This window comes from Bacillus sp. MT94, from assembly GCF_058792475.1.
On record NZ_JBXAEZ010000001.1, the window covers coordinates 359,513 to 386,439 of the forward strand.

Below are 26,927 nucleotides of genomic sequence, written 5' to 3' on the forward strand. Positions count from 1 at the left end.
TTCCGTAACTAAGGGCAATACAGTAAATAATGATTTGTATTTTTATGTAAAATCAGACTCGATATAAAATAATAACATTGGGAAAAATTTTTTTACATACAATTTATACTCTTTTCCTTATGGCAGTTTTGAAATAATATCAAAACTCTTTTTCTTTTGCAAAATAGTCGATACCTCAAAATACCATTCTCCTAATAATTAAGATTAACCATAATCTTCACAACGGAACACAAGATTTTCTCACAAACTTATTTTCTACTGAATTTTTGACAATCTCTTGAACTGTGCGAAATGTCACATCTGTATTTTACAACCTCTCTTATAGTAAGGGTATGTAAGAGAGACGTATTAAAGGAGTGAACAGTATGAAGAAAAAAACTTCAGCACTAATGAGACGTTTAAAATATTTTTCACCAATAGATCGTTATAACGATAATCATACACAAGAAACATATGAAGATCGCGAATGGGAAAATGTGTACAGAAAGCGTTGGCAGCATGATAAAGTAATTCGTTCTACACACGGCGTGAACTGTACTGGTTCATGTAGCTGGAATATATATGTGAAAGATGGAATTGTAACTTGGGAAGGGCAAGAGCTTAACTATCCAACAACAGGTCCAGATATGCCTGATTTTGAACCACGAGGATGTCCGCGTGGAGCGAGTTTTTCTTGGTACATTTATAGTCCACTTCGTGTGAAATATCCGTATGTACGTGGTGTTCTTTGGAGTATGTGGCAAGAGGAACTACAAAAGCACAAGTCACCACTAGATGCTTGGAAAAACATTGTGGAAAACTCTGAAAAAGCACGTAAGTATAAGCAGGCGCGTGGTAAAGGTGGATTCGTTCGTGCGAATTGGGATGAAGTATTACAACTCGTTTCAGCTTCTCTACTTTATACAGTAATTAAATACGGGCCAGATCGAAATGTTGGCTTTTCACCAATTCCAGCTATGTCGATGTTAAGTCATGCTGCTGGTAGTCGTTTTATGCAACTTATGGGTGGGCCGATGCTTAGTTTCTATGATTGGTACGCAGATTTACCACCAGCTTCTCCGCAAATTTGGGGCGATCAAACAGATGTACCAGAAAGTAGTGACTGGTATAACTCTGGTTACATTATGACATGGGGTTCAAATGTACCGATGACGAGAACACCAGATGCTCACTTTTTAGCAGAGGTTCGATATAAAGGAACGAAAGTCGTTTCTGTCAGCCCTGACTTCGCTGAATCTACAAAGTTTGCGGATGATTGGATTAGTGTGAAACAAGGTACAGATGGTGCACTTGCGATGGCAATGGGGCATGTGATCTTACAAGAATTTTACGTAGATAATCAAGTGGAATATTTCACAAAGTATGCGAAGCAATATACTGATTTTCCTTTCTTTGTCACATTGAAACAAAAAGGAGATCAATTCGTTGCTGATCGTTTCTTAAACGCTGCTGATATTGGACGCGAAACGAAGTTAGGAGAATGGAAACCTGTTCTTTGGAACGAGAACACGAATGATTTTGCAACACCTCAAGGCACAATGGGCTCACGTTGGGATAACGAAAAGAAATGGAACTTGCGTTTAGAAGATGAAGAAACAGGTGAAAAGATTGATCCACGTCTTTCTTTACTTGGAATGGAAGAATCGATTGGAACGGTACAAATTCCGTACTTCTCTGATGATGGAAACAAAGTATTAGAACGTACAATTCCAGTGAAAAAGGTTATGACAGAAGAAGGCGAAGTGTTCGTTACAACTGTATACGACTTAACGTTAGCAAATTACGGAGTGAACCGAGGGCTTGGCGGACAAGAGCCGAAAGACTTCAATGATGACATACCGTTTACACCTGCATGGCAAGAGAAAATGACAGGAGTAAAACGTGAGCTTATTATTCAAATCGCTCGTGAGTTCGCACAAAATGCTGTTGATACGAATGGTCGCTCAATGATTATTGTCGGAGCGGGTATTAACCACTGGTTTAACTCTGATACGATTTATCGCGCTGTTTTAAATCTTGTTCTTCTCGTTGGAGCACAAGGTGTAAACGGCGGTGGTTGGGCGCATTATGTTGGTCAAGAAAAGTTACGACCTGCAGAAGGATGGCAAACAATCGCGATGGCAAAAGATTGGCAAGGGCCACCAAAATTACAAAATGGTACGTCTTTCTTCTATTTCGTAACAGATCAATGGCGCTATGAAGATACACCTGTTGGACATTTAGCATCACCAATTGAAGGTAACTCACGCTATCAACATCACGGTGATTACAATGTATTAGCAGCACGACTCGGCTGGTTACCTTCTTATCCAACATTCGAGAAAAATGGAATTGAATTATATAAAGAAGCTGTTGCTGCTGGTGCAACAACGCAAGAAGAAATCGGAAAATATGTTGCACAAAAATTAAAAGAAAAAGAACTGAAATTTGCGATTGAAGATCCTGATAATAAAAACAACTTCCCGCGCAACTTATTCGTTTGGCGTGCGAATTTAATTTCAAGTTCTGGTAAAGGGCATGAATATTTCTTAAAACATTTATTAGGTACAACAAACGGATTAATGAATGACGATAGTGATTCATTACGACCAGAAGAAATTAAGTGGCATGAAGAAGCACCAGAAGGGAAGCTTGATTTACTCATTAATTTAGATTTCCGTATGGCTGGAACAGCGCTGTATTCTGATATCGTCTTACCTGCTTCAACTTGGTACGAAAAACATGATTTAAGTAGTACAGATATGCATCCATTTGTGCATCCATTTAATCCAGCAATCGGTTCACCGTGGGAAGCACGCTCTGACTGGGATATTTTCACTTCACTTTCTAAAGCTGTGTCAGATTTAGCGAAGAAAATAGATCTTGAACCAATGAAAGAAGTTGTTGCAACACCACTTCTTCATGATACACCGCAAGAATTAGCGCAACCACTTGGCAAGATTAAAGATTGGAGTAAAGGTGAATGTGAACCAATCCCGAGTAAAACGATGCCACAAATTCATGTTGTTGAAAGGGATTATAAAACGATTTATGACAAAATGACAGCACTTGGACCAAATGCCGGAAAACAACCGATTGGTACGAAAGGGATCTCTTGGTCAGCTGAAAAAGAGTATGAGCAATTAAAGAGCAAATTAGGAGTTGTTCGAACGGATACTATTGCGAAAGGTTGCCCAGACATAAAAGAAGCAATCAATGCTGCTGAAGCGGTATTAACGCTTTCTTCTACAACAAACGGTCATATGGCAGTAAAAGCATGGGAAGCACTTGAAAAACAAACAGATCTAAAATTACGTGATTTAGCAGAAGAACGTGAAGAAGAATGCTTTACATTCGAACAAATTACAGCACAACCGAAAACAGTAATTACTTCTCCGGCCTTTACAGGTTCAGAAAAAGGTGGACGACGTTACTCACCGTTTACAACAAATGTGGAACGTCTTATTCCTTGGAGAACGATAACTGGTCGACAATCTTTCTACTTAGACCATGACATGATGAAAGAATTTGGTGAAACGATGGCAACATTTAAACCAATTCTGCAACATAAACCGTTCCGTAAGTCACGCCCTGAAGTAGAAGGGAAAGAGATTACACTAAACTATTTAACACCGCATAATAAGTGGTCGATTCATAGTATGTATTTCGATTCATTACCGATGTTAACGCTGTTTAGAGGTGGTCCAACTGTTTGGATGAATAAAGAGGACGCTGCAGAAGCTGGCGTTGCTGATAATGATTGGATCGAGTGCTTTAACCGTAACGGTGTTGTCGTAGCGCGTGCTGTTGTAACGCACCGTATACCGAGGGGAATGGCATTTATGCACCATGCGCAAGATCGCCACATTAACGTGCCTGGTACGAAATTAACAAGCACCCGTGGGGGAACGCATAATAGTCCAACCCGTATTCATGTTAAACCAACACATATGATTGGTGGATATGGCCAATTAAGCTATGGATTTAACTATTATGGTCCGACTGGGAACCAGCGTGATTTAAATGTTGTAATCCGTAAACTGAAGGAGGTAGATTGGCTTGAAGATTAAAGCGCAAGTCGGAATGGTAATGAACCTAGATAAATGCATCGGCTGTCATACTTGTAGCGTAACGTGCAAAAACACCTGGACAAATCGTCCAGGTGCGGAATATATGTACTTCAATAACGTAGAAACGAAGCCTGGAATTGGTTATCCGAAACAATGGGAAGATCAGGAGAAATATAAAGGCGGATGGGAATTGAAAAATGGTGAAATTCAGCTGAAATCTGGTTCGAAAATGAAACGTCTTATGAACATTTTCCACAATCCAGATCAACCAACAATTGATGATTACTTTGAACCTTGGAATTATGATTATGAAACATTAACAAATAGCCCGCAGCGTAAGCATCAACCAGTTGCTCGTCCGAAATCAGCAATTACAGGCGAATTTATCGACAAAATTGAATGGGGTCCGAACTGGGAAGATGATTTAGCTGGTGGACATATAACAGGATTACAAGATCCGAACGTAAAGAAAATGGAAGAAGAAATTAAAACAGATTTTGAAAACGTCTTTATGATGTATTTACCACGCATATGTGAACATTGTATGAATCCGTCTTGCGTATCATCTTGTCCATCTGGTGCGATGTATAAACGTGAAGAAGACGGCATTGTTCTTGTAGATCAAAATGCATGTCGTGCTTGGAGGTTCTGCGTATCATCTTGTCCATATAAAAAAGTGTATTTTAACTGGCAAACGAATAAAGCTGAAAAATGTACAATGTGTTTCCCACGTATTGAGGCTGGTATGCCAACAATTTGTTCAGAAACATGTGTGGGACGTATCAGGTATATTGGGGTAATGCTATATGACGCTGACAAAGTAAAAGAAGCAGCTTCTGTTGAAGACGAAAAAGATTTATATGAATCTCAGCTTACTGTTTTCCTAGATCCAAATGATCCAGAAGTAGCAGCTGAAGCGAAAAAACAAGGCATTCCTGAAGAATGGATTAAAGCAGCACAAGAGTCACCAATCTATAAAATGATTATCGATTGGAAAATTGCTCTGCCTCTTCATCCAGAGTACCGTACAATGCCGATGGTTTGGTATATTCCGCCGCTTAGCCCAATTATGAATATGGTGGAAGGGAAAGGCAGTAACTGGCAAGCAGAAGAGATTTTCCCTGCTATCGATAATATGCGTATTCCAATTCAATATTTAGCGAATTTACTCACTGCAGGAGATGAATCACACATTCGTCTTACATTGAAGAAAATGGCTGTTATGCGAACGCATATGAGAGCGCTGCAAATTAATAAAGAGCCAAATGAAGCTGTATTAAAAGAACTTAGTTTAACAAAACAGGATGTAGAAGATATGTATCGTCTTCTTGCTATTGCGAAATATAAAGATCGCTTCGTCATTCCGGGCACTCACCGTGAACAAGTGGCAGATTTATATAGCGAACAAGGAAGCTGTGGTTTAGCATTCGCAGGTGGTCCAGGCTCTTGTATGACAATTTCTTAAATAAAGGGGGCAGAAAATGATGAAACAAAGTTTACAAACTGCTTTTTCTTGTTCTTCTTTTCTTCTCTCCTATCCTGAACTAGGGTGGAGAGAAGCTGTAACTGAATTGCAAGAAGAGATTGAAACGATAGAAAAGGAAGAAGTTAAAGCATCACTTACAGCCTTTATAAAGCAAGCGCTACATAAAACGAATGATCAACTCATTGATAGTTACGTATATACATTCGATTTTGGTAAGAAAACAAATATGTATCTTACTTATATGAACACTGGTGAACAAAGAGAAAGAGGTATTGAATTATTAGAGTTAAAGCAGCATTATAAAAAATCTGGTTTTGAAGTAACGGATAAAGAACTACCTGATTATTTACCACTTTTTCTTGAGTTTTTTGCAAATGCAAATGAGCAAGACAGTGAACCAATTATGAATAAATACAAGGAGAATATACAAGCATTACACGTTCAGTTAAAAGAAGCAGGTAGTATGTATGAACCAATTCTTGCGGCTGTTCTACTCGCTATCGAAGCATGGGATGTACAGACAAATTAGAAAGGAGAGTTGTTAAAATGATGAATCAATTTCTATGGGTATTGTTTCCCTATATCATTTTTGCAATCTTTATCGGTGGACATATTTTTAGATACAACTATGATCAATTTGGATGGACATCAAAATCTAGTGAACTATTAGAAAAGAAAATGCTCCGAATCGGAAGTCTATTATTCCACTTTGGGATTATGTTCGTAATTGGCGGTCATGTTATGGGGATATTAATTCCAGAAGCTGTATACCGTTCGATAGGTATTTCTGAGCATACGTATCACATAATGGCAATTAGTTTCGGGCTTCCGGCAGGTGTTGCTTCTATCATCGGTTTAATTATATTAACGTACCGCCGCGTAACTGTAAAACGTATCATTGCAACGAGCACAAAGGGAGATTATATTGCGCTTATTTTATTACTTATCGTAATGTTAGCAGGACTTTCTTCAACATTTTTAAATATCGATTCAAAAGGATTTGATTATCGTACAACAATTGGCCCTTGGTTCCGAAGTCTCTTTATTTTCCAACCGAAAGTTGAATATATGACGGAAGTACCAGTATGGTTTAAAATTCATATTCTTGCAGGGATGGGTTTATTCGCAGTGTGGCCATTTACAAGACTAGTACATGTATTTAGTGCCCCAATTAAATATGTAAGCCGTAGTTATGTAATTTACAGAAGACGTATTCCTAATGAGTTGAAAAAATAATACTGCTGTAAACAGATAGGAGTTAGCAGCTAAAACGAAACGAGGTCTAATATGGAAGGCCTCGTTTTTGTTTATATAGGGAATAGCCGTTAATAAGTAGTTTAAATTGAAAAAAGATTAGCATCTAAATAAGATGCTAATCAATGCTACAAACAGAAGCAGAGCAATCTTCACAAGCAATTTCACATTTTAAAAATTGTAAATCGTGGATTGTAATCTTTCCTTTATGAATTGAAATTGTACCTTGCTTTTTTAATTCATTTAACATTCGATTTACACTTTCACGTGAAGTTGCACAGAAATTAGCAAGTTCTTGATTTGTTAATGGTAAATCGATGAGAATCCCATTTTCTTTTAATACACCGTAACTATTTGTCATTCGTATAAGAGTAGAGTACAGGGCACCTTTTTTGCCGTGTAATACTAAATCTCGGAACTTCGTTTGCATTCTTCTTAAATGTTCACTAATCCATTTCATAAATTCAAATACAAGTGCTGGTTTTTGGAGTAATGCTTTTTCTAACGCTTCACGCTTTATAACTCCTACTTCAACATCTTCAAGGCATTTTGAATTTAATAAGTATTTCGCATTGTCCGTGAATAATGTTAGTTCTCCAATAATGTCATATTCCGAACAAATTCGAAGTGTCAATTCTTGTCCGTCAGCACTTAATTTACTAATTTGTACTTTTCCTGAGTGGATGATATAGAGCTCTGTTGCCTCCATACCTTCTTGAAAAATAAAACTACCTTTTTTAATTTGCATTTTATATTCAACAGATGCAAGTAATTCTTTTAAATCTTGAGATAATGTCATACTGTTTGCCACAGTGATCACCTTTCTTCTTATAAGCAATACATTTCCTATTTTGAGTGTAAGTATGATGAAAATGCAAGAGCTATTTTAAAAATAAATTGAAATTTCAATGACCGTAAGGGGAAGAAATCTTCAGTTTTTAGTTTGAAAAATTCAATAGACAAAGTGGATGAGATTAAAGATGTGAACAAAATTCGAACGGATTTGTGAAGAATTTTTGAATGGGGAAAGTAATGTGAGAAAAGTCACATTGAATATGTAGCTTCTTTTTTATAATGAAGGCAAATAAAAAAATTGAAAGCTTACTAAGGATTGCAGCAGAAAAGAAGGGATATAGATGCATGAGAACATGAAAGATTCTTTAGAACGGCCACTTCAAGATTTACGTATTTCAGTTATTGATCGTTGTAATTTTAGGTGTACATACTGTATGCCTGCTGAAGTGTTCGGACCTGATTACGCTTTTTTAAAGGAAGAGCTTTTATTAACGTTCGATGAAATAGAAAGATTAGCGAGATTATTTATAAGTATGGGAGTCAATAAAATTAGGCTTACTGGCGGTGAACCTTTATTGCGTAAAGACTTACCGACGTTAATTGCAAGACTTGCAAAGCTAGAAGGCTTAAAAGATATTGGACTCACAACAAACGGTATTCATTTAGCAAAACAAGCAAAGGCGTTAAAAGAAGCGGGATTAAAACGTGTAAATATTAGTTTAGATGCGATAGAGGATTATGTCTTCAAAAAAATTAATGGACGAAATGTAAGCACAAAACCTGTATTAAAAGGAATTGAAGAAGCGAAGAACGCAGGGTTAGAAGTAAAGGTAAATATGGTCGTAAAAAAAGGAATGAATGATAGTCAAATTCTTCATATGGCTCGTTACTTTAAAGAAAAAGAAATTCAGCTCCGTTTTATAGAGTTTATGGATGTGGGCAGTACAAACGGCTGGAACTTTGAACAAGTTATTACGAAGGAACAATTAATAGAGAAGATTAATCGTGTATATCCGATTGAGCCTGTTAAACCTCGTTACTTTGGAGAGGTTGCGAAAATGTATCGATATGTAGGGAGCGATGCAGAAGTTGGATTTATTACTTCTGTTTCTGAGTCATTTTGTTCTTCTTGTACGAGAGCCCGTATTTCGGCAGACGGTAAGTTTTTTACATGTTTATTTGGAACAAAAGGAACGGATTTGCGAACGCTTCTTCGAGAAAATATTTCTGACGCCTCATTATTAAAAATTTTACAACATACATGGCGATATAGAACAGATCGATATTCAGATGAAAGAACAGTTGAAAGTACAAGTAAACGTCCAAAAGTTGAAATGTCTTACATTGGTGGATAGTGAAAGGCGGAGTTCTTATGCAAGAGCGTTATGCAAGACAAGTATTGTTTTCTAGAATTGGTGAAATGGGACAAAGAAAAATAAGAGAAAAGCATGTGCTCCTAATCGGTGCGGGTGCACTAGGAGCTGCAAATGCAGAAGCTCTTGTTAGAATGGGAATTGGGAAATTGACAATTGCTGACCGTGACTACGTCGAATGGAGTAATTTACAACGGCAACAGTTATATACAGAAGAAGATGCACAGCAGTGCAAACCGAAAGCAATTGCAGCGGCAGAGCATTTAAGAAAGATTAATTCTGAAGTGGAAATTGTACCAGTAGTATCGGATGTCACACTGCAAGAAATAAAAGAGTTAACAAAAGAAGTGGATCTCATATTAGATGCGACTGACAATTTTGATACGCGCCTACTTATAAATGACATTTCACAAAAAGAAAATATACCTTGGATATACGGTGGATGTATTGGAAGTTACGGTGTAACGTATACAATTCTTCCAGGGAAAACACCATGTTTTCGCTGCTTAATGGATCATCCTATGGGCAGTGCAACATGCGATACAGCAGGAATCATTCAACCAGCTGTACAAATGGTCGTTGCTCATCAAGTAACAGAGGCGATGAAAATATTGGTGGATGATTTCGAGGCGCTAAGAGGAACAATGTTATCATTTGATATTTGGAACAATCAATATCTCTCATTAAAAGTAAATAGACAGAAGAAAAATACATGTTCATCTTGTGGAAATACACGCACGTACCCAAGTTTAACATTTGAAGCACAGATGAAAATGGAAGTGCTATGCGGACGGAATACGGTTCAAATCCGTTCAGGGGTAAAACGTGTTCTTCATTTAGAGGAAGTTCAAAAACGATTACAAAAAAGTGTGCTTGTCCAAAAAACGCCTTACTTACTATCATTTCTAATTGATGAATATCGTTTCGTTTTATTTACAGACGGTAGGGCATTTATTCATGGAACAAATGATGTGAAAATAGCAAAACGTTTATACGCAAAATATATAGGATGAACAGAAAGAGAGTTGTCCCTTATTAAAACGAGGTGAAAAAGAATGTTAGAAAAACGTATACCAATTCCAGTGGCAGAAGCAGTTGCACGTGTAATGGAATATGCTTACCAAGGTGAAATAGAAAAGGTTTCTCTTATAGAAAGCTACGGTAGAACACTTGGAGAAGATGTTATTGCAGATCATGATGTCCCGCATTTCAATCGTTCTCCATACGACGGATTTGCGATTCGAGCAGAAGACACAAAAGAAGCAAGTAGCAGTAATCCCATTCTGTTTGAAGTGATTGGTGAAATTGGAGCAGGTTTTGTTTTTACAGAAGATGTGAAAGCATTTCAAGCTGTCCGTATTATGACAGGTGCGGCAATTCCTGCGGGGTGTAATGCAGTAGTTATGTTAGAGCTAACGGAAGGATTTGAAGAAAACGAAAAGACTTATATGAAATTGAAACGCTCCTTTGTTGCTGGGGATAACATTTCTTTTAAAGGAGAAGATGTAAAACAAAATAGCATTCTGGTGAAAAAAGGGACTGTTATTAATCCTGGAGTTGCAGCACTTCTTGCTACGTTTGGTTATAGTACGGTATATGTTGTAAAACAGCCAGTCATTGGAATTGTAACGACAGGAAGTGAACTGCTCGAAGTACATGAACAATTAAAGCCAGGGAAGATTCGAAATAGTAACTCTTATATGGTAGCTACTCAAATTGAACGAGCAGGTGGAATTGTACAGTATTATGGGCAATTCGCTGACAATTTTGAGACGTGTTATAACACTGTAAAAAAAGCGATAAAAGAAGTTGATATATTAATTACAACTGGTGGCGTTTCAGTAGGAGACTATGATTATTTACCGGCTATTTATGAGAGATTACAAGCTAATGTACTTTTTAACAAAATAGCGATGCGACCAGGAAGTGTGACAACTGTAGCTGAGTTAGAGGGAAAACTATTATTTGGTCTATCTGGTAATCCTTCTGCTTGTTATGTCGGATGTGAATTGTATGTTCGACCTGTCATTGGAACATACTTGCATAGGAAAGATCCGCACATATATCGTGCAGAGGCAATTTTACAGAAAGACATTTCGAAAGCAAATCCGTTTACTCGTTTTGTAAGAGGGAGAGTAGAAATTGTAGATGGGCAATTGCAAGTTACACCAGTCGGTTTAGATAAATCTAGCGCAATTTCTTCAATTGCAGAAGCGAATGCATTTATCGTTCTGCCGGGAGGAACGAGAGGATTTGAAACAGGAATAACCGTTTCGGTACTGTTATTAGAATCGAACGTCGGAAGTGAGTGGCCGTGGGAAGAGCCGCTTCGATCATACAAGTAATAGAAAAAGAGATTGCTAACTTATATAAGGATCAGAGGTGCAAGATGACACATACGTATTATGAAGTAATTGATACACCTATTTCAATTGAAGAAGTTACAAACAAAGTAATTCGTCGTGAGTGTGGTGCGGTTACTACTTTTATTGGTACTGTTAGAGAATTTACGAAAGGTCGACGTACACTTTGTTTAGAGTATGTAGCTTATAAGACAATGGCGGAGAACCAGCTTGAGAGAATTGGCACTGAAGTAGGAGAGAAGTGGCCGGGGACATATGTCGCTATTACACATCGCATTGGTACATTACAAATTTCTGATCTTGCTGTTGTTGTCGCTGTTTCTACACCACACCGGAAAGCTGCATATGAGGCGAACGAATATATTATGGAGCGTATTAAACAAATTGTTCCAATTTGGAAGAAAGAGTTTTGGGAAGATGGTGAGTCATGGATAGGTGATCAGTTAGAGAAGGTAACATATGCAAATGGTGAGCCTGGAAAGGAGAGGAGTATATGATTGAAGTACTATTATTTGCACATTTACAAGAAGAAGTAAGTAAGCCAGCATTACACATAGATTGTGAAAATATTACAGTTGCGAAGCTGAAGGAAGTTCTGATTAAGGAATATAATGTAGCAATTTCAAACGAGATTATGGTCGCGATAAATGAAGAGTATGCAAATGAGGATGACATCATTCAAGTTGGCGATGTCGTAGCAATGATTCCGCCAGTAAGTGGTGGTTGATTCTTTTCAGCCTAATCATGTTAGGACGTGATTAGGCTGGAGAGAATGAATATAACTATGCATACATAGGAGGGAACAGGATGAAAAGTTCTAATTTTCAATTAAGTTTACAAACTTCTAATCTAGTTATCGGTTTTATGGTATGGGTCATTTTATCATCATTAATGCCTTATATTAAAGCGGATATTCCATTAACTGCGGGACAAATTTCTATAGTAACAGCAGTACCGGTTATTTTAGGTTCTGTTCTTCGCATTCCAATTGGTTATTGGACAAATCGTTTCGGAGGAAGAAAATTATTCTTTATTAGTTTTATTTTATTATTATTTCCTGTCTTTTATATTAGTGTTGCCAATTCTATGATGGATTTAATTATTGGTGGATTATTTGTCGGAATCGGTGGTGCTGTATTCTCTGTAGGGGTAACTTCTTTACCAAAATACTTTCCCAAAGAGAGTCACGGTTTTGTAAATGGTATTTACGGTGTAGGTAATGCCGGAACAGCCATTACTTCATTTTTAGCGCCTGTTATCGCAACTTCAGTTGGCTGGAGAGCGACAGTACAATGTTATTTGGTTTTACTTGCAGCATTTGCACTTATGAATTTTTTATTAGGCGATCGTAAAGAGAAAAAGGTGAATACACCATTAATGGAACAAATAAAAGGTGTATATAAAAATGAAAAACTTTGGTTTTTATGTATCTTTTACTTTTTAACATTCGGATCATTTGTCGCATTTACCGTATACTTACCAAACTTTTTAGTATCTCACTTCGGATTAGAGAAAGTAGATGCAGGTATGCGGACAGCTGGATTCATCGTACTCGCAACAATTATGCGCCCAATTGGTGGTTGGCTCGGTGATAAGTTTAATCCATTTAAAATATTAATCTTTGTATTTATCGGTTTAACACTTTCAGGTATTATTTTATCATTTATGCCTAGCATGAACGTGTATACATTTGGTTGCCTACTAGTCGCATTTTGTGCAGGTATAGGTAATGGTACAATCTTTAAACTCGTTCCAATGTATTTCTCAGAACAAGCTGGTATTGTAAATGGTCTCGTATCAGCTTTAGGTGGACTAGGAGGATTCTTCCCACCGCTAATTTTAACATTACTATTCCAATTAACAGGTCATTATGCAATTGGATTTATGGCGTTATCAGAAGTCGCACTTGCTTGTTTAATTATTACAGTGTGGATGTATAGCCAAGAGAAATTGTTAGTGATGTTAAAGAATCATTAATAAGGAAAAAGAACCGTCCCAAAGTATATTGGGATGTTTTTTTTAGTAATAGGCTTCAACATGTTTTTATTGCTATCTCAACAAACGCTCGTTTTCTAAAAGAATGTGCTTTTAAAATGAAAAACAGAAGGTTTATGGAATTTTATTTTAAAATATAGAAGTCAAAAGTTATTCAATTAAGGGGTAGATTAGTGAAGGAAATCTTAAATCTATTCTAAAGATCGAACTCATTTTTAGAATGTAAATATTTAATTGAATCGGGATGTTTAGATGAAAAAAATATAAGTCCACTCAAGATAAACAAGTATCAGGTGTGTTAGGTGGTTTAAGCGACAAGTATGGAATTGATGTAAGTATTCTTCGCATAGTAACTGCAGTATCAGATTTTTTTAGGGCCAAATTTTTTGGTAAGGCTAACGGATATTGTGAAAAAAGTACTACACTAAAGAATACAGTTTAGTTCGATAAGATAAAATTATGAATTTGTATAAACAATCCATAATTTTCTTTATGAGTTATATTTGATATGTTAAAGAAAAGAGAGGGGAGGGAAATGAAATAAGAATTTTTGATGAGCATTTTCATATTATTGATTTTAGTTTTCTGATTATTAAGAACTGAGGGTGTTTTCCGATGAATTAAATGTGGTCCATATTTAGTAAAGAGTTTCATCCAACTATAATATATTTGGAATGAGGTTTTACATGTTTGTTTTTATTATATTAGACGTGATATTACCAATATTAATATTGATGCTAATTGGTGCAATCTTACAAAGAAAGTTTCAATTTAACTTAAAGCAGCTATCTACACTTATTACTTATTGCTTGATGCCAGCGGCTGTATTTGTGAATATATATGATATTCGTATAGAAACAGGTTTGTTGCTCCAGATAATATACTATTTAATGCTTTATAGTCTGAGTCTGATCATAGTAAGTCATTTCATTTCAAAAATATTAAAGTTAGAAAAAGGAGAAAGTGCAGCTCTAAAAAATAGCATTTCGTTAATGAATTCCGGTAATTATGGGTTACCAGTAAGTCAATTGATTTTCAGTAACAATCCAGTGGGGGTTTCCATTCAAATTTTTATTGTTATTTTCCAGAATCTTTTAACTTATTCATATGGGATATATAACTTACTATCAGCAACAAAAACAATCGGAGGTATTATTCAATCATTTCTAAGACTGCCTGTATTTCATGCACTCGTATTAGGGGTTTTCTTTCAATCTTTTACAATTCAAATACCTAATTCTATCTTTATTCCTCTTAATCAGCTTGCGAATGGTTTTGTTGCAATAGCACTCATATTGCTAGGGGCACAATTATCCAACATTAAGCTTAATTTTTTCCATCGAGTCATAACATGGGCTTTAATTGGAAGGTTACTGATGGGACCATTATTAGCACTTGCTATGATATATCTACTAAACATGGATGGTATTGTTGCACAATCATTATTTATTGCAAGTTCTTTTCCTACTTCAAGAAATACATCAACCATTGCTATGGAGTATCAAATAGAACCTGAATTACATGCACAAATCGTTTTATTTTCAACACTTTTCAGCATTATTACAGTAACTGTCGTTATTTATTTGTCATATATTTTGTTTTGAATGTACGTGCAAAAACGAATAGATTTGAGGCGGTAAATGATGGACGGAAATCCCATCGATATGAGAAGAAAACAGTCTTAAATATATTGAGTGTCGTTTACAATTGTACTATGTCTGATAATCAAGTGGCTTAATTCAAAAAAAAGGAAACTCGTTACGGGTTATTTCGTATGTAAATCTTTAAAGCATCTACATATAGATTTGCGAAAAAAGACACAATCTCGCTTATAATTGACGTTACATGAGCTTAGGTTGATAGTGATGGGGGAGCGTCAAGTAAGAATTTTATCTTTATTGATTCCATGTAATTTTTCCGTATTATTGTAAATAAAGGGGATGATTCCAAGTTGAGTAAACAAAATATCAGCACAACAGTTTCAGGAGATGTAATTGTTACCCATCTAGTTGGTAATATAAAAACAGATGATGTGTATGAATGGTTTAATGGTTTCGAGCAGGTTTGTCAGCAATTCATTTCCGAAGGGCGGAAATATAAATTGTTGGTGGATAGAAAAGGATACACGCCAAATCATTTTTCTGTTCAAAAAGTATGGAAAGAGAAGTTTTTCAATGAAACCATTTTGAATCACAGTAAGGCAATTGCATTTCTCCTTGAAGAGGGGGAGATAATGGATTATTTACAACAATCTAATACGAAAGAATCTGTGAGATTTTTTGATGAGTATGAATATGCGCTAATTTGGTTGAATGAATATCCAATATAAAACCTGTATTGAAGCAGTTGCTCTCAAGCAACTGTTTTTTATGTCCGTAATTGTTGCCGTTATTTTTCTTCACAGATTCTTGTCCAATTGCTTGTCTGAGCCTAAAAAACGAAACTAAAGCAAAAAGAACAAACGCCTCTAAAAACGTTTGTTCAAAGTTAATTACTATTTTAGCTGAGTGATAGATTACAATTTGCGAGTATGAGAAAGTTTTTTTATAAGTTTAGGAAGTATGGATGTTAATTCTTGCTTCATGCGCTTCGTAAACGATGGGTCCTTACCTGAAGTTGAAATAGTGACAACATATTCATCATTTCGAATGACACCAGGTGTGTGAAAAGATGATGCTGTACTACCACTTACAACGTTAACCCACTGGAAATCATGAGCGGCCTGTTTGACCATCATATTTACAGCATGTTGATTTGTAGCTGCATAAATAAGATGAGCATCTTTAATATCATCATTACTAAAAGTTTTTTGCTTCCAAGTAATATAAGAAAGTTCCTTCATTTCCTCGCAAATTTCTGGGCTGACAACAGTGACGAAAGCACCTGTATTTTTTAATCCAGACGCTTTTCGATATGCAATTTTACCTCCACCAATGATAACGACCACTTTATTTTGTAGATTAAACATAAGAGGGTACATGTTATACATATATGCATTCCTCCATTCGTTCTAATAATGTTAACTTCATGTATGTATCAAACTGAAGACAGTTACAAGTCGTAACGTGATCATATTTTTTTGTATGCAATTTAATTTTTTGAAGTAATAATCCGGTAAAGAGAAGGTACGGCATGACATATACATGGGACGCAGTCGATGTTATAGCCTTGAGCTCAGCAGCAAAAGAGGGAGTTCCTTTCGTTAAAAAGGAACAGGATACTGGCATACCAAGTTTTCGTTCGACAGCTGCTCTGATTTGTTGTAATTCATGTATCGGTTGTGGATCACTACTGCCTCGTCCTACGAGTAAAATACTACTATTTTGCATTGACATAGCTTCACGTATTCTTTTCACTACAAGTTCCACCATATGTGGATGTGTACTAAAAGGAGGTACAACTGAAAATGTTATTTGTGGATATTTCTTTTGTAGTTGCTCTATTTCAAAAGGAATATCACGTTTATAGTGAGCTGCTGCAAATAATAAAACAGGTACAATCATTATTTCAGTTACTCCCTCTATTATCGTTTCTGTAACTGCATCCGAAATAGTAGGTGTCGTTAGTTCTAGAAAAGCTATTTTTTGAATTCTTTCGTTTCGCTCTTTCATAACAGATTGAATAAATTGAATGAATTGTTCATTACCTTCTTGTAGCCGGCTCCCATGTCCAACATATACAATTCCTTTCATTGTCTCACCATGTCTTTCTTCATAAGAGTTTCTTGTAATTGATGATCTACGTTATGAAACCCAACTTTATTTGCATAGTGTAAAGTTGGAACGTCGGTATACGAGAATGGGAGAGTAAGAATATTGATAAAGCCAAGGCGTTTTATTTCTGCTAGAAACGTATCAATAGAAGCACGACCTTCAAATACAATGCTATCCCATGAGAATTCAGAAAGAATACGTGAATGAATTTCATCGAAGCGATGATCAATTGTGTACTCATGAGTCATCATATAGGAACCAGCACCAATTTTTTCTTGAATAACAGCAATTCGGTTAATGTTTCGTCCTAAATAAATCGTTGAATTCGAAGAAAATTGCGCAGGTTTACTGAACAATCCATATTGCATGAGCTTTTCTTGAATAGAAAGGTTCATATACTGAAGTTCTGCCTGTAAGGAACGAATATCTTTATGATATTTACTGCATGATTGCATTAAGATGTCTACACTGTCAGCGGAACAAAATACAAGACGATCAACGTTAAAAATCTTATTGATTTGTTCAGAGGTTAATGTGTATTCTTTCTTTTTGAAAGTTGGAATTTGATATATTTCTGCACCGGACTCTTGTAACATTTGCTTTATTGCGCTTTTTTTATTTGTTGCAGATGTAAATAAAACTTTCTTGCTGTGCAATGGCTTGCGTTCTTTCCAAGAGATTTGATTACGTAAGGAAACGACATCACCAACAATTGTCATAGAAGGATTAGAAATATTTTCGTTTTTGACAATAGAAACAATGGTAGACAGTGTCCCTGTGACAACGCGCTGTTTACCAGTTGTACCCCATTCAATGACTGCTACTGGCGTATCTTCTTTTTTTCCTGCTTGTAGTAAGTTTTCACAAATTGTAGGTAAGTTTTTTATACCCATGTAGTAGGCAATCGTGTCGCTATTGTAAGATGAATTATATTTTCCATGATCGCTTAAAGGACCTTTTGCATGTCCGGTTAATAAAGTGACACTATTACTGTAGTCACGGTGGGTGAGGGGAATACCTGCATAGATACTAGCGGCGATGCTAGATGTAATACCTGGTACAATTTCATATGGAATATTTGCTGATGCTAAAGTTTCTGCTTCTTCACCAACACGGCCAAAAATAGATGGATCTCCGCCTTTTAAGCGGACTACGATTTTTCCTTCTTTCGCAAATTGAAGGAGGTGTGAGTTAATCATTTCTTGACGCATAGTATGATTCTTTGGCATTTTTCCGCAATAAATAAGTTCACATGTTTCTTTTGTATAATTAAGAAAGGAAGGGTTTAATAAGCGGTCATATAAGACGATATCTGCACGATTTAAGCACTCTATCGCTTTTTTTGTAATAAGCCCTTCATCACCTGGTCCTGCACCAACTAAATATACATATCCGTTCATATTCGCACCTCGTCTATTTTTATTTAAAAGGAAGCCAGGGGAGGCTTCCTTTTGTAAATTACATGTATATATAAATATCTCCGTCAATAACTTCTACTTCATACGTTTGAATACAACCGTCATCAGGTTTTTGAACTTCACCTGTTAGTAGTGAAATTTTCCAATCATGTAATGGACAAAAGACGAATTCTCCAGATACAATACCTTCCGCTAATGGCCCGTTTTTATGAGGACAACGATTTTCTACAGCTCGAATATCGCCATTTGAAAGGCGGAATAGGGCGAAAGACATACCTTTCATTTGCACCTCTTTACCGATTTGAATAGGAAGGTCTTCTGCACGCATAACTTTTATTTTTTCTTTCGTTTGTATCATATAGGTCACAGCTCCTTATTTCACAGTTTCTACTTCATACATCGCTTTTAATGATTTCGTTTCTAGTGCTTGTCCCCAAGCTTCTTTATATGTGCCACGAGCTTTTTGGAAACGTTCATTTAACGTAGTAACCATATTTGCATCTTGCAGTATTTCTTTTATGTGATCGAAGCCTAAACGTTCTGTCCAGTAGGCAGTACGCTCTCCGTAAATACCAGTTTCACGATAATATTGCATGTAAGCTGTAGCGATGCGAAGGACATCATCTTCAGTAGGGACAATCATTACAAAATCAGCTTCACGTACTTCTGTACCACCATTTCCGCCAATATAAAGTTGATATCCATTTTCGACACAAACAACGCCAAAATCTTTCGTCAGTACTTCCGCACAGTTACGCGGACAACCAGTTACACCCATTTTCATTTTATGAGGTGTATCTACCATTTCTAATGATTGTTCAAGCAACATACCAAGACCTAATGAATCTTTCGTACCGAAACGGCAAAAACGAGAGCCAACACATGATTTTACATTACGAAGAGATTTTGAATACGCATATCCAGAAGTCATATTTAAGTCAGCCCATACGTTAGGTAAATCTTGTTTCTTGACACCGTATAAGCCAATTCGGCTTGCACCGGTAATTTTCACAAGTGGAACATCATACTTCTTCGCAACTTCAGCAATTTTCATTAAATCATCTGCTGTTGTAACGCCTCCGTACATACGTGGAATAACAGAGAATGTACCATCGTGTTGGATGTTACCATTCATTCTTTCATTAACGAAACGGGACGATTTATCATCTTCATATTCTTCTGGAATCGCCATACGTAAATAGTAGTTTAAAGCAGGGCGGCATTTCGAACAGCCGTCTTCATGTGCAAAACCAAGAACATTTCGTACTTCTTTTGGAGATTTTAAGCCTTTCTCGTGAATGGCCGCTACGACTTCATCACGGGATAAAGGTGTACATCCACACATACCGGCAGATTGCGCTGAGGCATCAAAAGCATCTCCAAGTGTATGAGATAAAACTTGTTCCACAAGCGGACGACATTTACCACAAGACCCTGCGGCTTTCGTACAGCCTTTAACTTCTTCAAAAGTCGTTAACTCTTGTTCTAAAATGGCGTGAACGATTGTACCTTTCGTAACACCATTACATCCGCAAATCGTGTCATCAGCACTCATAGTAGCAACGTCAAGTTCACTCTCTTCACCAGCTTTGTGAAGAATGGAAGCTGGTGTATATTCTTGTATATCTTCTTCTTTCTTTAACATGCTAAAGAGGCGTGTACCGTCAGCTGTGTCACCATATAAAACGATACCGACGACTTTATTATCACGAATTAATACTTTTTTATAGGAACGTTTACATTCATCAAAGATGGATATTGCTTTCGTTTGATCATCTTCATAAATTTGACCAGCAGAGAATAAATCACAACCAGCAACTTTTAATTGCGTACCGACGATACTGCCCGAATATCCATCAGTTTGTAAATTTGTTATATGTTTTGCTAATATCGCACCTTGTTCATAAAGAGGAGCAACAAGTCCATATGCGATACCGTCATGCTCTGCACATTCTCCAACTGCATAAATGGACTCATCATTTGTTAGCATATAGTCATTGACTACAATACCGCGATTTACAATTAAACCAGCATCTTTTGCTATTTGCGTATTTGGGCGTATTCCGACAGCCATTACGACTAAATCACAATCTACAACTTCACCATCTTCAAATTGAATGCCCTCAACATGGTCTGTACCAAGAATTTTTACAGTTTTCTTTTCCATTAGAAATTTCATGCCTTGCGCTTCCAAATCTTTGCGTAATAGAGAAGCTGCTTTCGTATCTAGTTGCTGCTCCATTAAGTTTGGCATTAAATGAACAACATGTACGTCCATCCCTAAGTCAATAAGACCTCTTGCGGCTTCTAAACCAAGTAACCCACCACCAATAACAACGCCCTTTTTCTTTTCTTTAGCGGTGTCTATCATAAATTGTGTATCTTCAATTGTTCGAAATCCTGTTACACCAGGAAGAGTAGAACCTTCAACAGGTAAAATAAAAGCACTAGAACCTGTTGCGATAATGAGTTTGTCATATGTAAGAGTACGATTTTTTTCTGTGATAATGATTTTTGCTTCTCGGTTAATACTTTGAACTCTTTCGTTTGTATATAAAGTTATCTCATTCTCTTCGTACCAACTATATTCATTCATAATGATATCTTGCATATTTGTTTTGCCTTGTAAAACGTGAGAGAGCATAATACGGTTGTAGTTTGGATGCGGTTCATCTCCCAAAATAGTAATCTCATATGAATCACTATTATGTTTTAATATTTCTTCTATACAGCGTATGCCAGCCATACCATTTCCGATCATAACTAAACGTTTTTTCATTTTCGTTTCCCCTTTTTCTGTGAAATGTTGAACAAAGGATTATATTTCTATTATAGAAAATTCAAAAAAGGGGGGATGTGATATTTGTCACATTTTTATAATGATTCACAAATTGTTAAAATTCGGATTTATTCGAGAGGGATGTGTATATTTTTTACCAAATGAAAAAACAGGACATAAGTATGTATACTCATGTCCTGCAATTTATTTATGCTCTCGTAATGGCACGTGGAAATAAAATATTATTTTCTAAATGAATGTGTTCAACTAAGTCAGACTCTAATGCTTCAAGACGTTGGTAAACAAGTCGATAAGTACCGCAAGCTCCTTCTGGAGGAGTAAAGTCATTTGTAACTTTACGAAGCTCTTTAATAATGTTGCCTGCGTGGTTATGTTCATTTTCCAACTCATCTACTACTTTAAGTAATTTCACATAGTTTTCTTCAATTGGATTTTGTTCAAATTCTAAAATTAATGGGAAATCTTCTGTTTCTTCTTTAATTAAATGTTGTTCTAATTCCATCTTTAATTCGTGAAATAGCTTATGAATTTGAGCTAAGTGAGGCTGACTTGCTCCGTGGACGCGTAATACTTTCGTCACATACGGACTTAATTGTGGTAATTCTTCATTTAAATAGCGATGATGCTTATTTATAACATAATCAATCAATTCACGATAAGAAGCATTTTTCCAATCAATTTCAGATTCATTTAATCGTTTCGTATTATTATAAAGTGTATTTAATTCTGTAAGTACTTCTGTTGCTGATAAATTTCTTTCATGAATTGCATCAATAAGTGGTTTATTACCACCACAACAAAAGTCTATTCTATATGATTTAAAAAGATCGCTAGCTTTCGGAAATTGTGTAACGATCTCACCGACAATAGAAGTTTCAGTAAATGCATGTTTCATATGAACGCCTCCATAAAGTTTGAATGTAATAACTAAATTAAGAATAGCGATAAACTAACATCTATGTAGTGATTGAAATCACTTATTCTGTGTCGTTTTTGAGAATAATAAGAAGAATGTTATTAAAATAAGGGGGAAAGTAATAAGTGGTAATATTTTTTATTGCTATTTTTCACATGCAATTCCATCGCCATCACGATCAAGATGAGAGCTATAACCTGGTTGCCCTTTATGTAAAGGGGCTTTCCCAGCTGCTCTAACTGCAGCACAATTTTTGTAGTATGCACTACTAGTATTTCCTGAAGCGGGTTGTGTTTGAGTTTGCTGTGCTTTTTGCTCTTCTTGTTGTTTGCGAGCCTGTTCGTCAGCCTGACGTTTTTGTTCTTCTTGTTGTTTACGAGCTTGTTCCTCGGCTTGACGCTTCTCATCTTCTTGCTTTTGAGTTTTTTCATCCGCCTCTTTCTTTTCTAGTTCTTTTTTCTGTTCGCTATTTTTTTGTTCTTCATTGTTAGAGGCAACTTTTGTACTAGTTGCTGTCGTTTTTTCAAAAGAAGGAGCTGAAATACCTAATAGCGCAACAAAAATGACAAATAATACGGCTGTAATAATAAATTGTTTTTTCGCTACACCTGTTTTCTTAATTACAGATAAGATTGCTATAACAAGGAAGAATATAAATAGAATGAAAATTAAAGTAGAAAAAACTCGACGACGGGGTGTTCCGACTTTGTTGTACCGGTCGTTATTAATATAATAGAAATCATAAAAAGAATAACGGTAGGACGTCCATATTGTTTTGCTTTTCCATTTTTCTTAAAGAATGAAATGATACATAAGATTAAAAGAATAAAAGCAATAGAAAATAAAGCTGCACCAATATTAATCAAAATCGCCATTTTCATACCTGCATTTGTAAGATTTTTCTTATTGATTATAAACTTATTGGATATTACACGTTTTATATAAATTTAGAAAATTAATATTTTTACTAGACTTATAAACGATTATTTTATATATAGAGAAAAATAGATATATTTCCTATTACTTTTTGAAAGATATTTCATAAATTATAGTATATCGATTGAAAGGAGGAGATTTGAATGGAATTTCAATTGTTAGTAACTTGTATATTACAAGAAGGTAATGCTTACTTTTTAGTAACGAAGGTAGACGATGTTATTACGTTAAAAGTACCGATTACTGCGGGAGTAGCAGGTTTATTTTTAGCTTTAGGTGTACCAAGATGTTCTTAATTTAAATCTCTATAGTAGAAGGGGGAGGGACATGCCTTCCTTTTCTGCTATTACATAATATAATTATGTAAACTTAAATATCATATTTGTGATAGCACGTTTGAAATGGACATGCATATACTATAATGTTTCATTGGATGTTAGCGGTGAAAGGTAGTTTTAATAAGTGCATCCAGTGATGTTTTTAAGCTATGAAAATAAAAGAGGTGCTATTATATATGAAAAGAAAAACATTGGATATTCCAGTTACATTGCGAAGAGAGTGGTTTTTACTAGAGTTAGCTCATTTAACGAAAAAATATGGAATTGAAATTGCAACTAGCAAAATGGATGCTGCACCGTTTTTAAGAGATCAAGTTACAGAATCAAAGATAGGGAAAGGGTTACAATACGATAAATATGATGATGAATATATAATTGAAAATTAAAGGGTAACAACAAAATTAAATTAATTTATAACAAAATATAAAATAAAGCAGATTCTAAATATAGAATCTGCTTTATTATGAAATACTTGTAGTCAACTAACCTCTTTCTAGTGTTTTTCCTACATATTTCTCTTGCGTTATTCCAAAAGATTCACGAAGAATGCGAGCGTAATCTTTAGATTCTATTGGTCGTTTATTTTTAGTGCCTTTAAAGGTTTCTGTATAATTTTTATTTGTTAATGATATGTGACCATAAGTAGTTAATTTACAAGTGATAGCCCCTTTATTAAAAGGAGATTCTTTATGCTCTACAATCACTTTTTGAATGTTATTCACTTTTTTCTCATCTATTGGATCTACAGTGAAAGCATAGCCTATTTTCCATTCATTTGAAGGTTCAGATTGTAAGAAACTTGTAGATTCTCCGTTAGCTCCTTTTCTCATTTCTAAAATATGCGTACCTTTTCGAGTATTTCGCTTACGAATTCGATATTCTCCTGTTTGAGAGGAGATGACATCTCCGTTAAAAGGGACTGGATGTAAAGGGAGATGAGATGCAAAACCTGCATCCACAACATAATCTTTATCCTCATGACTTAATATGATAATGACATGACCATCATCGGGTTTCCATTTATTATCGTACAGATCATAAACAGTACCGGCTACTTTGTATACTTGAAACCTACAATCAATTAAAAAATAATACAATAAGGAGTTTAATTCATAACAAAGTCCACCTCGTTTTTGAATAAGTAACTTTTCTATTAAGTTATCTTTTGAGATATTTTTAATAGTGCCAGCCATAATATCAAGATTTTCATAGGGGAGAATCATTCCCATTTTTAAGAGAATTTCATCTAAATCATCAAATGTTATTTCTTTTGCAGGAATTTTTAAGCGTTTAAAAAACTCCTTTTGTAAATTGGTCATCATAAAGTATTCTCCTTTCTTTTTACAGAATTTTCTTCTGCTCACCGATAGGTTAGTACTTCTAAAAAGTTAATTCAAGTGCGCAGAAATTATCATAATATATGTTTCTGGAAATGTGATTTTTTATTCTGAAATTTCAGTTTAATTTTTAATCGTAGGAAAGTCTTATAATATAAGCTCCTTTAAAATTAGTTTGTATTTAATGAAAAGAAAGTACATATCTTTATTATATTTTTAAATAACTAACTAGTAATAAAATGTTTTTTCACTAAAATTTTTTCAAGATTTGTATGCTTTATATAAACAATAATAATTTAAAAAATATCTGGGTGTAGCGAAGTTAACAATTATTGAGAAACTTTTTTGTCGTATTCTATCAAAAGGAAGAGGTAGAAACAAAGAGAATAACGAGAGTTAAGGAAGAGGGTATACAACTAGTAACCTTCTAAAAATAGGGCTAACATCTTTTTAAAATAAAAGATTAGCTATTATTAAGGAAGGGAAAATATAAAATATTATAAAGAACACCTTCTTTCAAAAAAATAGGGGGAGTAATATGCGATTGATGAGAAGATGTGTGGCCTTACTAATTGTATTTTTTATCATGGCTCCAACGATTAGCACAAATGTACAGGCAGAAGTTGTAAAAGAGCTTGGAAAGGGGGTTCCTGATACAGAAGTATTCACACCTGGAGAATGGTTTTTAGGCCAAAAACCTGCTAATTATGATGAGAATAAACCACCAATTCTCTTTGTACAAGGAAGAAATGGTAATGCAGATAGTTGGTATGGAAAGACAGTATATCATGATATAAATGATATGTATGATTATGCTTTGAAAGCAGGCTATCAAACAGTGTTTATACAATTATATGATGCTGCTGGGAAAGGTTCGGCTAGTCAGTGGGATAACGGAAAATTGTTAGCACAAAAACTTGAAGAAATATATAATCATTTCGGTAAAAAAGTTAATATTGTAGCACATAGTAAAGGTGGTATTGATACACAAGCTGCATTAGTTGAATATGGTGCGAATCGATTTGTTGGAAATGTTATTACACTTGCTACACCGCATCACGGCTCAAATTTAGCAGATTTATCATATAGTTGGTGGGCAGGGTGGCTTGCTTCTATATTAGGTCAAAAAGATGATGGTACGTATTCGTTACAAATAGGTGAAATGGCAAAGTTTCGTTCAACAATAGATAACAACCCAGCAGCTAAATTAAACCGTTACTATACGGCTACTGGGACTAGCTGGGGGCCAACATTTTCTGCATTATCTATGGGCGGGTTATATTTATCGTCGTACGGTTCAAATGATGGACTAGTAAATGAATGGAGTGCGAAGCTATCGTACGGTACACATTTATTTACAGATTCAAGATTTGATCATGACAATATAAGAAAAGGATCAGCTGTTTTTGCACGAATTGAACCATATTTACGTACGACAAATGTGGGGTTACCAGCTTTAGTAGCATCCAGCACTAGTTCAAATGAAAATCTAGAACAATTAAATACAACTTCAAATCAAAATATTTTAGGAGGCGAATTACCACAAAATCAGTGGATAGAGCAAAGTATTTCTGTTGATAAAAAGGCTGAAGGAATAGTTTCTGTACTAACTGCTTCTTCTGATGTAGAAGTACAAATGGTATCTCCAAAAGGAAAAATCTATGCAAACAAAGATAGCGCTATAACTACTGGTGAAGGCGAATCTTTCTTTAATGGGGCGACAATTAGAACATTCAAGTTTGATAAATTGGAAGTAGGCGAATGGAAAATCAAAATGATGGCGAAGCAGTCGAAAGATGCATATTTAGTTGTAAGCGATTACAAGAATGACGCGCCATTTGTTCTTCAAATGCCTACAAAGGTTAAAGTAAAAAACCCTGAGTATAAACTGAAAAAATCACCATTGGCACCTGAAATGAAAGGGGATCTTTCCATAACAGTAAGAGTCGTTAATAAAGAAGGTAAGTTAGTCTCTGAATTTAATGAATTACAAAATGTTAATACGAATACATTTACAGGTGCTTTGAAAGATATAAAACAACCGGGAGTATATAACGTTACGATGGATATAAAAGGGATGAATAAAGAAGGAAAACCATATAATCGTACGATTGTTAAGTCGGTTTATGTAGAGAAATAAGGAAGAATAAATAA

General features: G+C 35.4%; 23 protein-coding genes and 2 pseudogenes. 16 read left to right on the forward strand and 9 right to left on the reverse strand.

Annotated elements, in window-relative coordinates; genetic code table 11:
• The first annotated feature begins 365 nt into the window (after positions 1–365).
• The 4 genes from AC1Q51_RS01795 to narI are packed head-to-tail and all read left to right on the forward strand — an operon-like array spanning position 366 to position 6,771.
• Complete coding sequence (locus AC1Q51_RS01795; RefSeq protein WP_097925297.1) at positions 366–4,049, forward strand: nitrate reductase subunit alpha; 3,684 nt, start codon at positions 366–368, stop codon at positions 4,047–4,049.
• Positions 4,039–5,514 (forward strand): nitrate reductase subunit beta, encoded by a 1,476-nt coding sequence (narH, locus tag AC1Q51_RS01800; protein ID WP_063547125.1) that lies wholly within the window; start codon positions 4,039–4,041, stop codon positions 5,512–5,514. Before AC1Q51_RS01795 ends, narH begins: the two co-directional genes overlap by 11 nt.
• A 19-nt stretch (positions 5,515–5,533) precedes the next feature.
• Positions 5,534–6,064: a nitrate reductase molybdenum cofactor assembly chaperone gene (gene narJ, locus AC1Q51_RS01805; protein WP_063220184.1), complete on the forward strand. Its 531-nt coding sequence runs from the start codon at positions 5,534–5,536 to the stop codon at positions 6,062–6,064.
• A gap of 17 nt (positions 6,065–6,081) precedes the next feature.
• Complete coding sequence (gene narI / locus AC1Q51_RS01810) at positions 6,082–6,771, forward strand: respiratory nitrate reductase subunit gamma (RefSeq protein WP_000981851.1); 690 nt, start codon at positions 6,082–6,084, stop codon at positions 6,769–6,771.
• A gap of 136 nt (positions 6,772–6,907) precedes the next feature.
• On the opposite strand, the gene AC1Q51_RS01815 is transcribed toward narI, so the two are convergent.
• On the reverse strand, positions 6,908–7,600 hold the full coding sequence (locus AC1Q51_RS01815) for a Crp/Fnr family transcriptional regulator (protein WP_000013866.1): 693 nt from the start codon (positions 7,598–7,600) through the stop codon (positions 6,908–6,910).
• Positions 7,601–7,925: 325 nt separating this feature from the next.
• Here AC1Q51_RS01815 and moaA point away from each other — a divergent pair, with 325 nt between their 5' ends.
• The 9 genes and pseudogenes from moaA (at position 7,926) to AC1Q51_RS01860 (ending at position 15,644) form a co-directional block, all read left to right on the forward strand.
• Positions 7,926–8,939 (forward strand): GTP 3',8-cyclase MoaA, encoded by a 1,014-nt coding sequence (gene moaA, locus AC1Q51_RS01820; RefSeq protein ID WP_000545008.1) that lies wholly within the window; start codon positions 7,926–7,928, stop codon positions 8,937–8,939.
• Between the two features lie 17 nt (positions 8,940–8,956).
• Complete coding sequence (locus AC1Q51_RS01825; RefSeq protein WP_097821809.1) at positions 8,957–9,970, forward strand: molybdopterin-synthase adenylyltransferase MoeB; 1,014 nt, start codon at positions 8,957–8,959, stop codon at positions 9,968–9,970.
• Between the two features lie 42 nt (positions 9,971–10,012).
• Positions 10,013–11,302, forward strand: coding sequence for a molybdopterin molybdotransferase MoeA (locus AC1Q51_RS01830; protein ID WP_492331330.1), 1,290 nt, complete (start codon positions 10,013–10,015; stop codon positions 11,300–11,302).
• 44 nt (positions 11,303–11,346) lie between these two features.
• The gene (locus AC1Q51_RS01835; RefSeq protein ID WP_000149965.1) at positions 11,347–11,817 is read left to right on the forward strand and encodes a molybdenum cofactor biosynthesis protein MoaE; all 471 of its coding nucleotides are present in this window, start codon (positions 11,347–11,349) and stop codon (positions 11,815–11,817) included.
• Positions 11,814–12,047, forward strand: coding sequence for a molybdopterin converting factor subunit 1 (moaD, locus tag AC1Q51_RS01840; protein WP_000573676.1), 234 nt, complete (start codon positions 11,814–11,816; stop codon positions 12,045–12,047). Before AC1Q51_RS01835 ends, moaD begins: the two co-directional genes overlap by 4 nt.
• An 80-nt stretch (positions 12,048–12,127) precedes the next feature.
• Positions 12,128–13,297, forward strand: a complete 1,170-nt coding sequence (gene narK, locus AC1Q51_RS01845; RefSeq protein ID WP_097912440.1) for a nitrate transporter NarK — start codon at positions 12,128–12,130, stop codon at positions 13,295–13,297.
• 274 nt (positions 13,298–13,571) lie between these two features.
• Positions 13,572–13,700: pseudogene (locus AC1Q51_RS01850) on the forward strand (PspC domain-containing protein); the annotation flags it as partial.
• Positions 13,701–14,001: 301 nt separating this feature from the next.
• Positions 14,002–14,919, forward strand: a complete 918-nt coding sequence (locus AC1Q51_RS01855) for an AEC family transporter (RefSeq protein WP_069355489.1) — start codon at positions 14,002–14,004, stop codon at positions 14,917–14,919.
• Positions 14,920–15,236: 317 nt separating this feature from the next.
• Positions 15,237–15,644, forward strand: a complete 408-nt coding sequence (locus AC1Q51_RS01860) for an STAS/SEC14 domain-containing protein (RefSeq protein WP_225988557.1) — start codon at positions 15,237–15,239, stop codon at positions 15,642–15,644.
• A 186-nt stretch (positions 15,645–15,830) separates the two neighbouring features.
• Here the strand turns inward: AC1Q51_RS01860 and AC1Q51_RS01865 are convergent, their stop codons facing one another.
• The 7 genes and pseudogenes from AC1Q51_RS01865 to AC1Q51_RS01895 all read right to left on the reverse strand — a co-directional run bounded on the left by AC1Q51_RS01865 (position 15,831) and on the right by AC1Q51_RS01895 (position 23,037).
• Positions 15,831–16,304 carry a precorrin-2 dehydrogenase gene (locus AC1Q51_RS01865; RefSeq protein WP_000282601.1) on the reverse strand — a complete coding sequence of 158 codons (474 nt, stop codon included), beginning with the start codon at positions 16,302–16,304 and terminating at the stop codon, positions 15,831–15,833.
• Complete coding sequence (locus AC1Q51_RS01870; protein ID WP_000676477.1) at positions 16,297–17,007, reverse strand: sirohydrochlorin chelatase; 711 nt, start codon at positions 17,005–17,007, stop codon at positions 16,297–16,299. The genes AC1Q51_RS01865 and AC1Q51_RS01870 overlap by 8 nt, the downstream gene beginning before the upstream one ends.
• On the reverse strand, positions 17,004–18,428 hold the full coding sequence (locus tag AC1Q51_RS01875; protein ID WP_071714372.1) for a uroporphyrin-III C-methyltransferase: 1,425 nt from the start codon (positions 18,426–18,428) through the stop codon (positions 17,004–17,006). The genes AC1Q51_RS01870 and AC1Q51_RS01875 overlap by 4 nt, the downstream gene beginning before the upstream one ends.
• Before the next feature lie 58 nt (positions 18,429–18,486).
• On the reverse strand, positions 18,487–18,804 hold the full coding sequence (nirD, locus tag AC1Q51_RS01880) for a nitrite reductase small subunit NirD (RefSeq protein ID WP_000616683.1): 318 nt from the start codon (positions 18,802–18,804) through the stop codon (positions 18,487–18,489).
• Positions 18,805–18,819: 15 nt separating this feature from the next.
• Positions 18,820–21,225 (reverse strand): NADPH-nitrite reductase large subunit, encoded by a 2,406-nt coding sequence (gene nirB, locus AC1Q51_RS01885; RefSeq protein WP_090976302.1) that lies wholly within the window; start codon positions 21,223–21,225, stop codon positions 18,820–18,822.
• Positions 21,226–21,433: 208 nt separating this feature from the next.
• Positions 21,434–22,141: an iron-sulfur cluster repair di-iron protein gene (gene ric / locus AC1Q51_RS01890; protein WP_090976304.1), complete on the reverse strand. Its 708-nt coding sequence runs from the start codon at positions 22,139–22,141 to the stop codon at positions 21,434–21,436.
• Positions 22,142–22,306: 165 nt separating this feature from the next.
• Positions 22,307–23,037 (reverse strand): annotated as a pseudogene (locus tag AC1Q51_RS01895) (excalibur calcium-binding domain-containing protein).
• A 204-nt stretch (positions 23,038–23,241) separates the two neighbouring features.
• Here AC1Q51_RS01895 and exsG point away from each other — a divergent pair.
• Together exsG and AC1Q51_RS01905 are read left to right on the forward strand one after the other, a co-directional pair.
• Positions 23,242–23,394 (forward strand): exosporium protein ExsG, encoded by a 153-nt coding sequence (gene exsG, locus AC1Q51_RS01900; RefSeq protein ID WP_000395679.1) that lies wholly within the window; start codon positions 23,242–23,244, stop codon positions 23,392–23,394.
• 218 nt (positions 23,395–23,612) lie between these two features.
• Entirely contained in the window at positions 23,613–23,822 is a 210-nt protein-coding gene (locus AC1Q51_RS01905; RefSeq protein WP_139213218.1) for a hypothetical protein, read from the forward strand.
• A 96-nt stretch (positions 23,823–23,918) separates the two neighbouring features.
• Here AC1Q51_RS01905 and AC1Q51_RS01910 read toward each other — a convergent pair whose 3' ends face one another.
• On the reverse strand, positions 23,919–24,758 hold the full coding sequence (locus AC1Q51_RS01910; RefSeq protein ID WP_090976308.1) for an arylamine N-acetyltransferase family protein: 840 nt from the start codon (positions 24,756–24,758) through the stop codon (positions 23,919–23,921).
• 553 nt (positions 24,759–25,311) lie between these two features.
• Here AC1Q51_RS01910 and AC1Q51_RS01915 point away from each other — a divergent pair.
• The gene (locus AC1Q51_RS01915; protein ID WP_097912434.1) at positions 25,312–26,913 is read left to right on the forward strand and encodes an esterase/lipase family protein; all 1,602 of its coding nucleotides are present in this window, start codon (positions 25,312–25,314) and stop codon (positions 26,911–26,913) included.
• Positions 26,914–26,927 lie beyond the last annotated feature (14 nt).

What these genes read in the sequence shown, in the direction of transcription:
- AC1Q51_RS01795 (WP_097925297.1), top strand. Translation starts at nt 366, where the DNA reads ATGAAGAAAAAAACTTCAGCACTAATGAGACGTTTAAAATATTTTTCA.
- narJ (WP_063220184.1), top strand. Translation starts at nt 5,534, where the DNA reads ATGAAACAAAGTTTACAAACTGCTTTTTCTTGTTCTTCTTTTCTTCTC.
- narI (WP_000981851.1), top strand. Translation starts at nt 6,082, where the DNA reads ATGATGAATCAATTTCTATGGGTATTGTTTCCCTATATCATTTTTGCA.
- moaA (WP_000545008.1), top strand. Translation starts at nt 7,926, where the DNA reads ATGCATGAGAACATGAAAGATTCTTTAGAACGGCCACTTCAAGATTTA.
- AC1Q51_RS01825 (WP_097821809.1), top strand. Translation starts at nt 8,957, where the DNA reads ATGCAAGAGCGTTATGCAAGACAAGTATTGTTTTCTAGAATTGGTGAA.
- AC1Q51_RS01830 (WP_492331330.1), top strand. Translation starts at nt 10,013, where the DNA reads ATGTTAGAAAAACGTATACCAATTCCAGTGGCAGAAGCAGTTGCACGT.
- AC1Q51_RS01835 (WP_000149965.1), top strand. Translation starts at nt 11,347, where the DNA reads ATGACACATACGTATTATGAAGTAATTGATACACCTATTTCAATTGAA.
- moaD (WP_000573676.1), top strand. Translation starts at nt 11,814, where the DNA reads ATGATTGAAGTACTATTATTTGCACATTTACAAGAAGAAGTAAGTAAG.
- narK (WP_097912440.1), top strand. Translation starts at nt 12,128, where the DNA reads ATGAAAAGTTCTAATTTTCAATTAAGTTTACAAACTTCTAATCTAGTT.
- AC1Q51_RS01855 (WP_069355489.1), top strand. Translation starts at nt 14,002, where the DNA reads ATGTTTGTTTTTATTATATTAGACGTGATATTACCAATATTAATATTG.
- AC1Q51_RS01865 (WP_000282601.1), bottom strand. Translation starts at nt 16,304, where the DNA reads ATGTATAACATGTACCCTCTTATGTTTAATCTACAAAATAAAGTGGTC.
- AC1Q51_RS01870 (WP_000676477.1), bottom strand. Translation starts at nt 17,007, where the DNA reads ATGAAAGGAATTGTATATGTTGGACATGGGAGCCGGCTACAAGAAGGT.
- AC1Q51_RS01875 (WP_071714372.1), bottom strand. Translation starts at nt 18,428, where the DNA reads ATGAACGGATATGTATATTTAGTTGGTGCAGGACCAGGTGATGAAGGG.
- nirD (WP_000616683.1), bottom strand. Translation starts at nt 18,804, where the DNA reads ATGATACAAACGAAAGAAAAAATAAAAGTTATGCGTGCAGAAGACCTT.
- nirB (WP_090976302.1), bottom strand. Translation starts at nt 21,225, where the DNA reads ATGAAAAAACGTTTAGTTATGATCGGAAATGGTATGGCTGGCATACGC.
- ric (WP_090976304.1), bottom strand. Translation starts at nt 22,141, where the DNA reads ATGAAACATGCATTTACTGAAACTTCTATTGTCGGTGAGATCGTTACA.
- exsG (WP_000395679.1), top strand. Translation starts at nt 23,242, where the DNA reads ATGGAATTTCAATTGTTAGTAACTTGTATATTACAAGAAGGTAATGCT.
- AC1Q51_RS01905 (WP_139213218.1), top strand. Translation starts at nt 23,613, where the DNA reads ATGAAAAGAAAAACATTGGATATTCCAGTTACATTGCGAAGAGAGTGG.
- AC1Q51_RS01910 (WP_090976308.1), bottom strand. Translation starts at nt 24,758, where the DNA reads ATGATGACCAATTTACAAAAGGAGTTTTTTAAACGCTTAAAAATTCCT.
- AC1Q51_RS01915 (WP_097912434.1), top strand. Translation starts at nt 25,312, where the DNA reads ATGCGATTGATGAGAAGATGTGTGGCCTTACTAATTGTATTTTTTATC.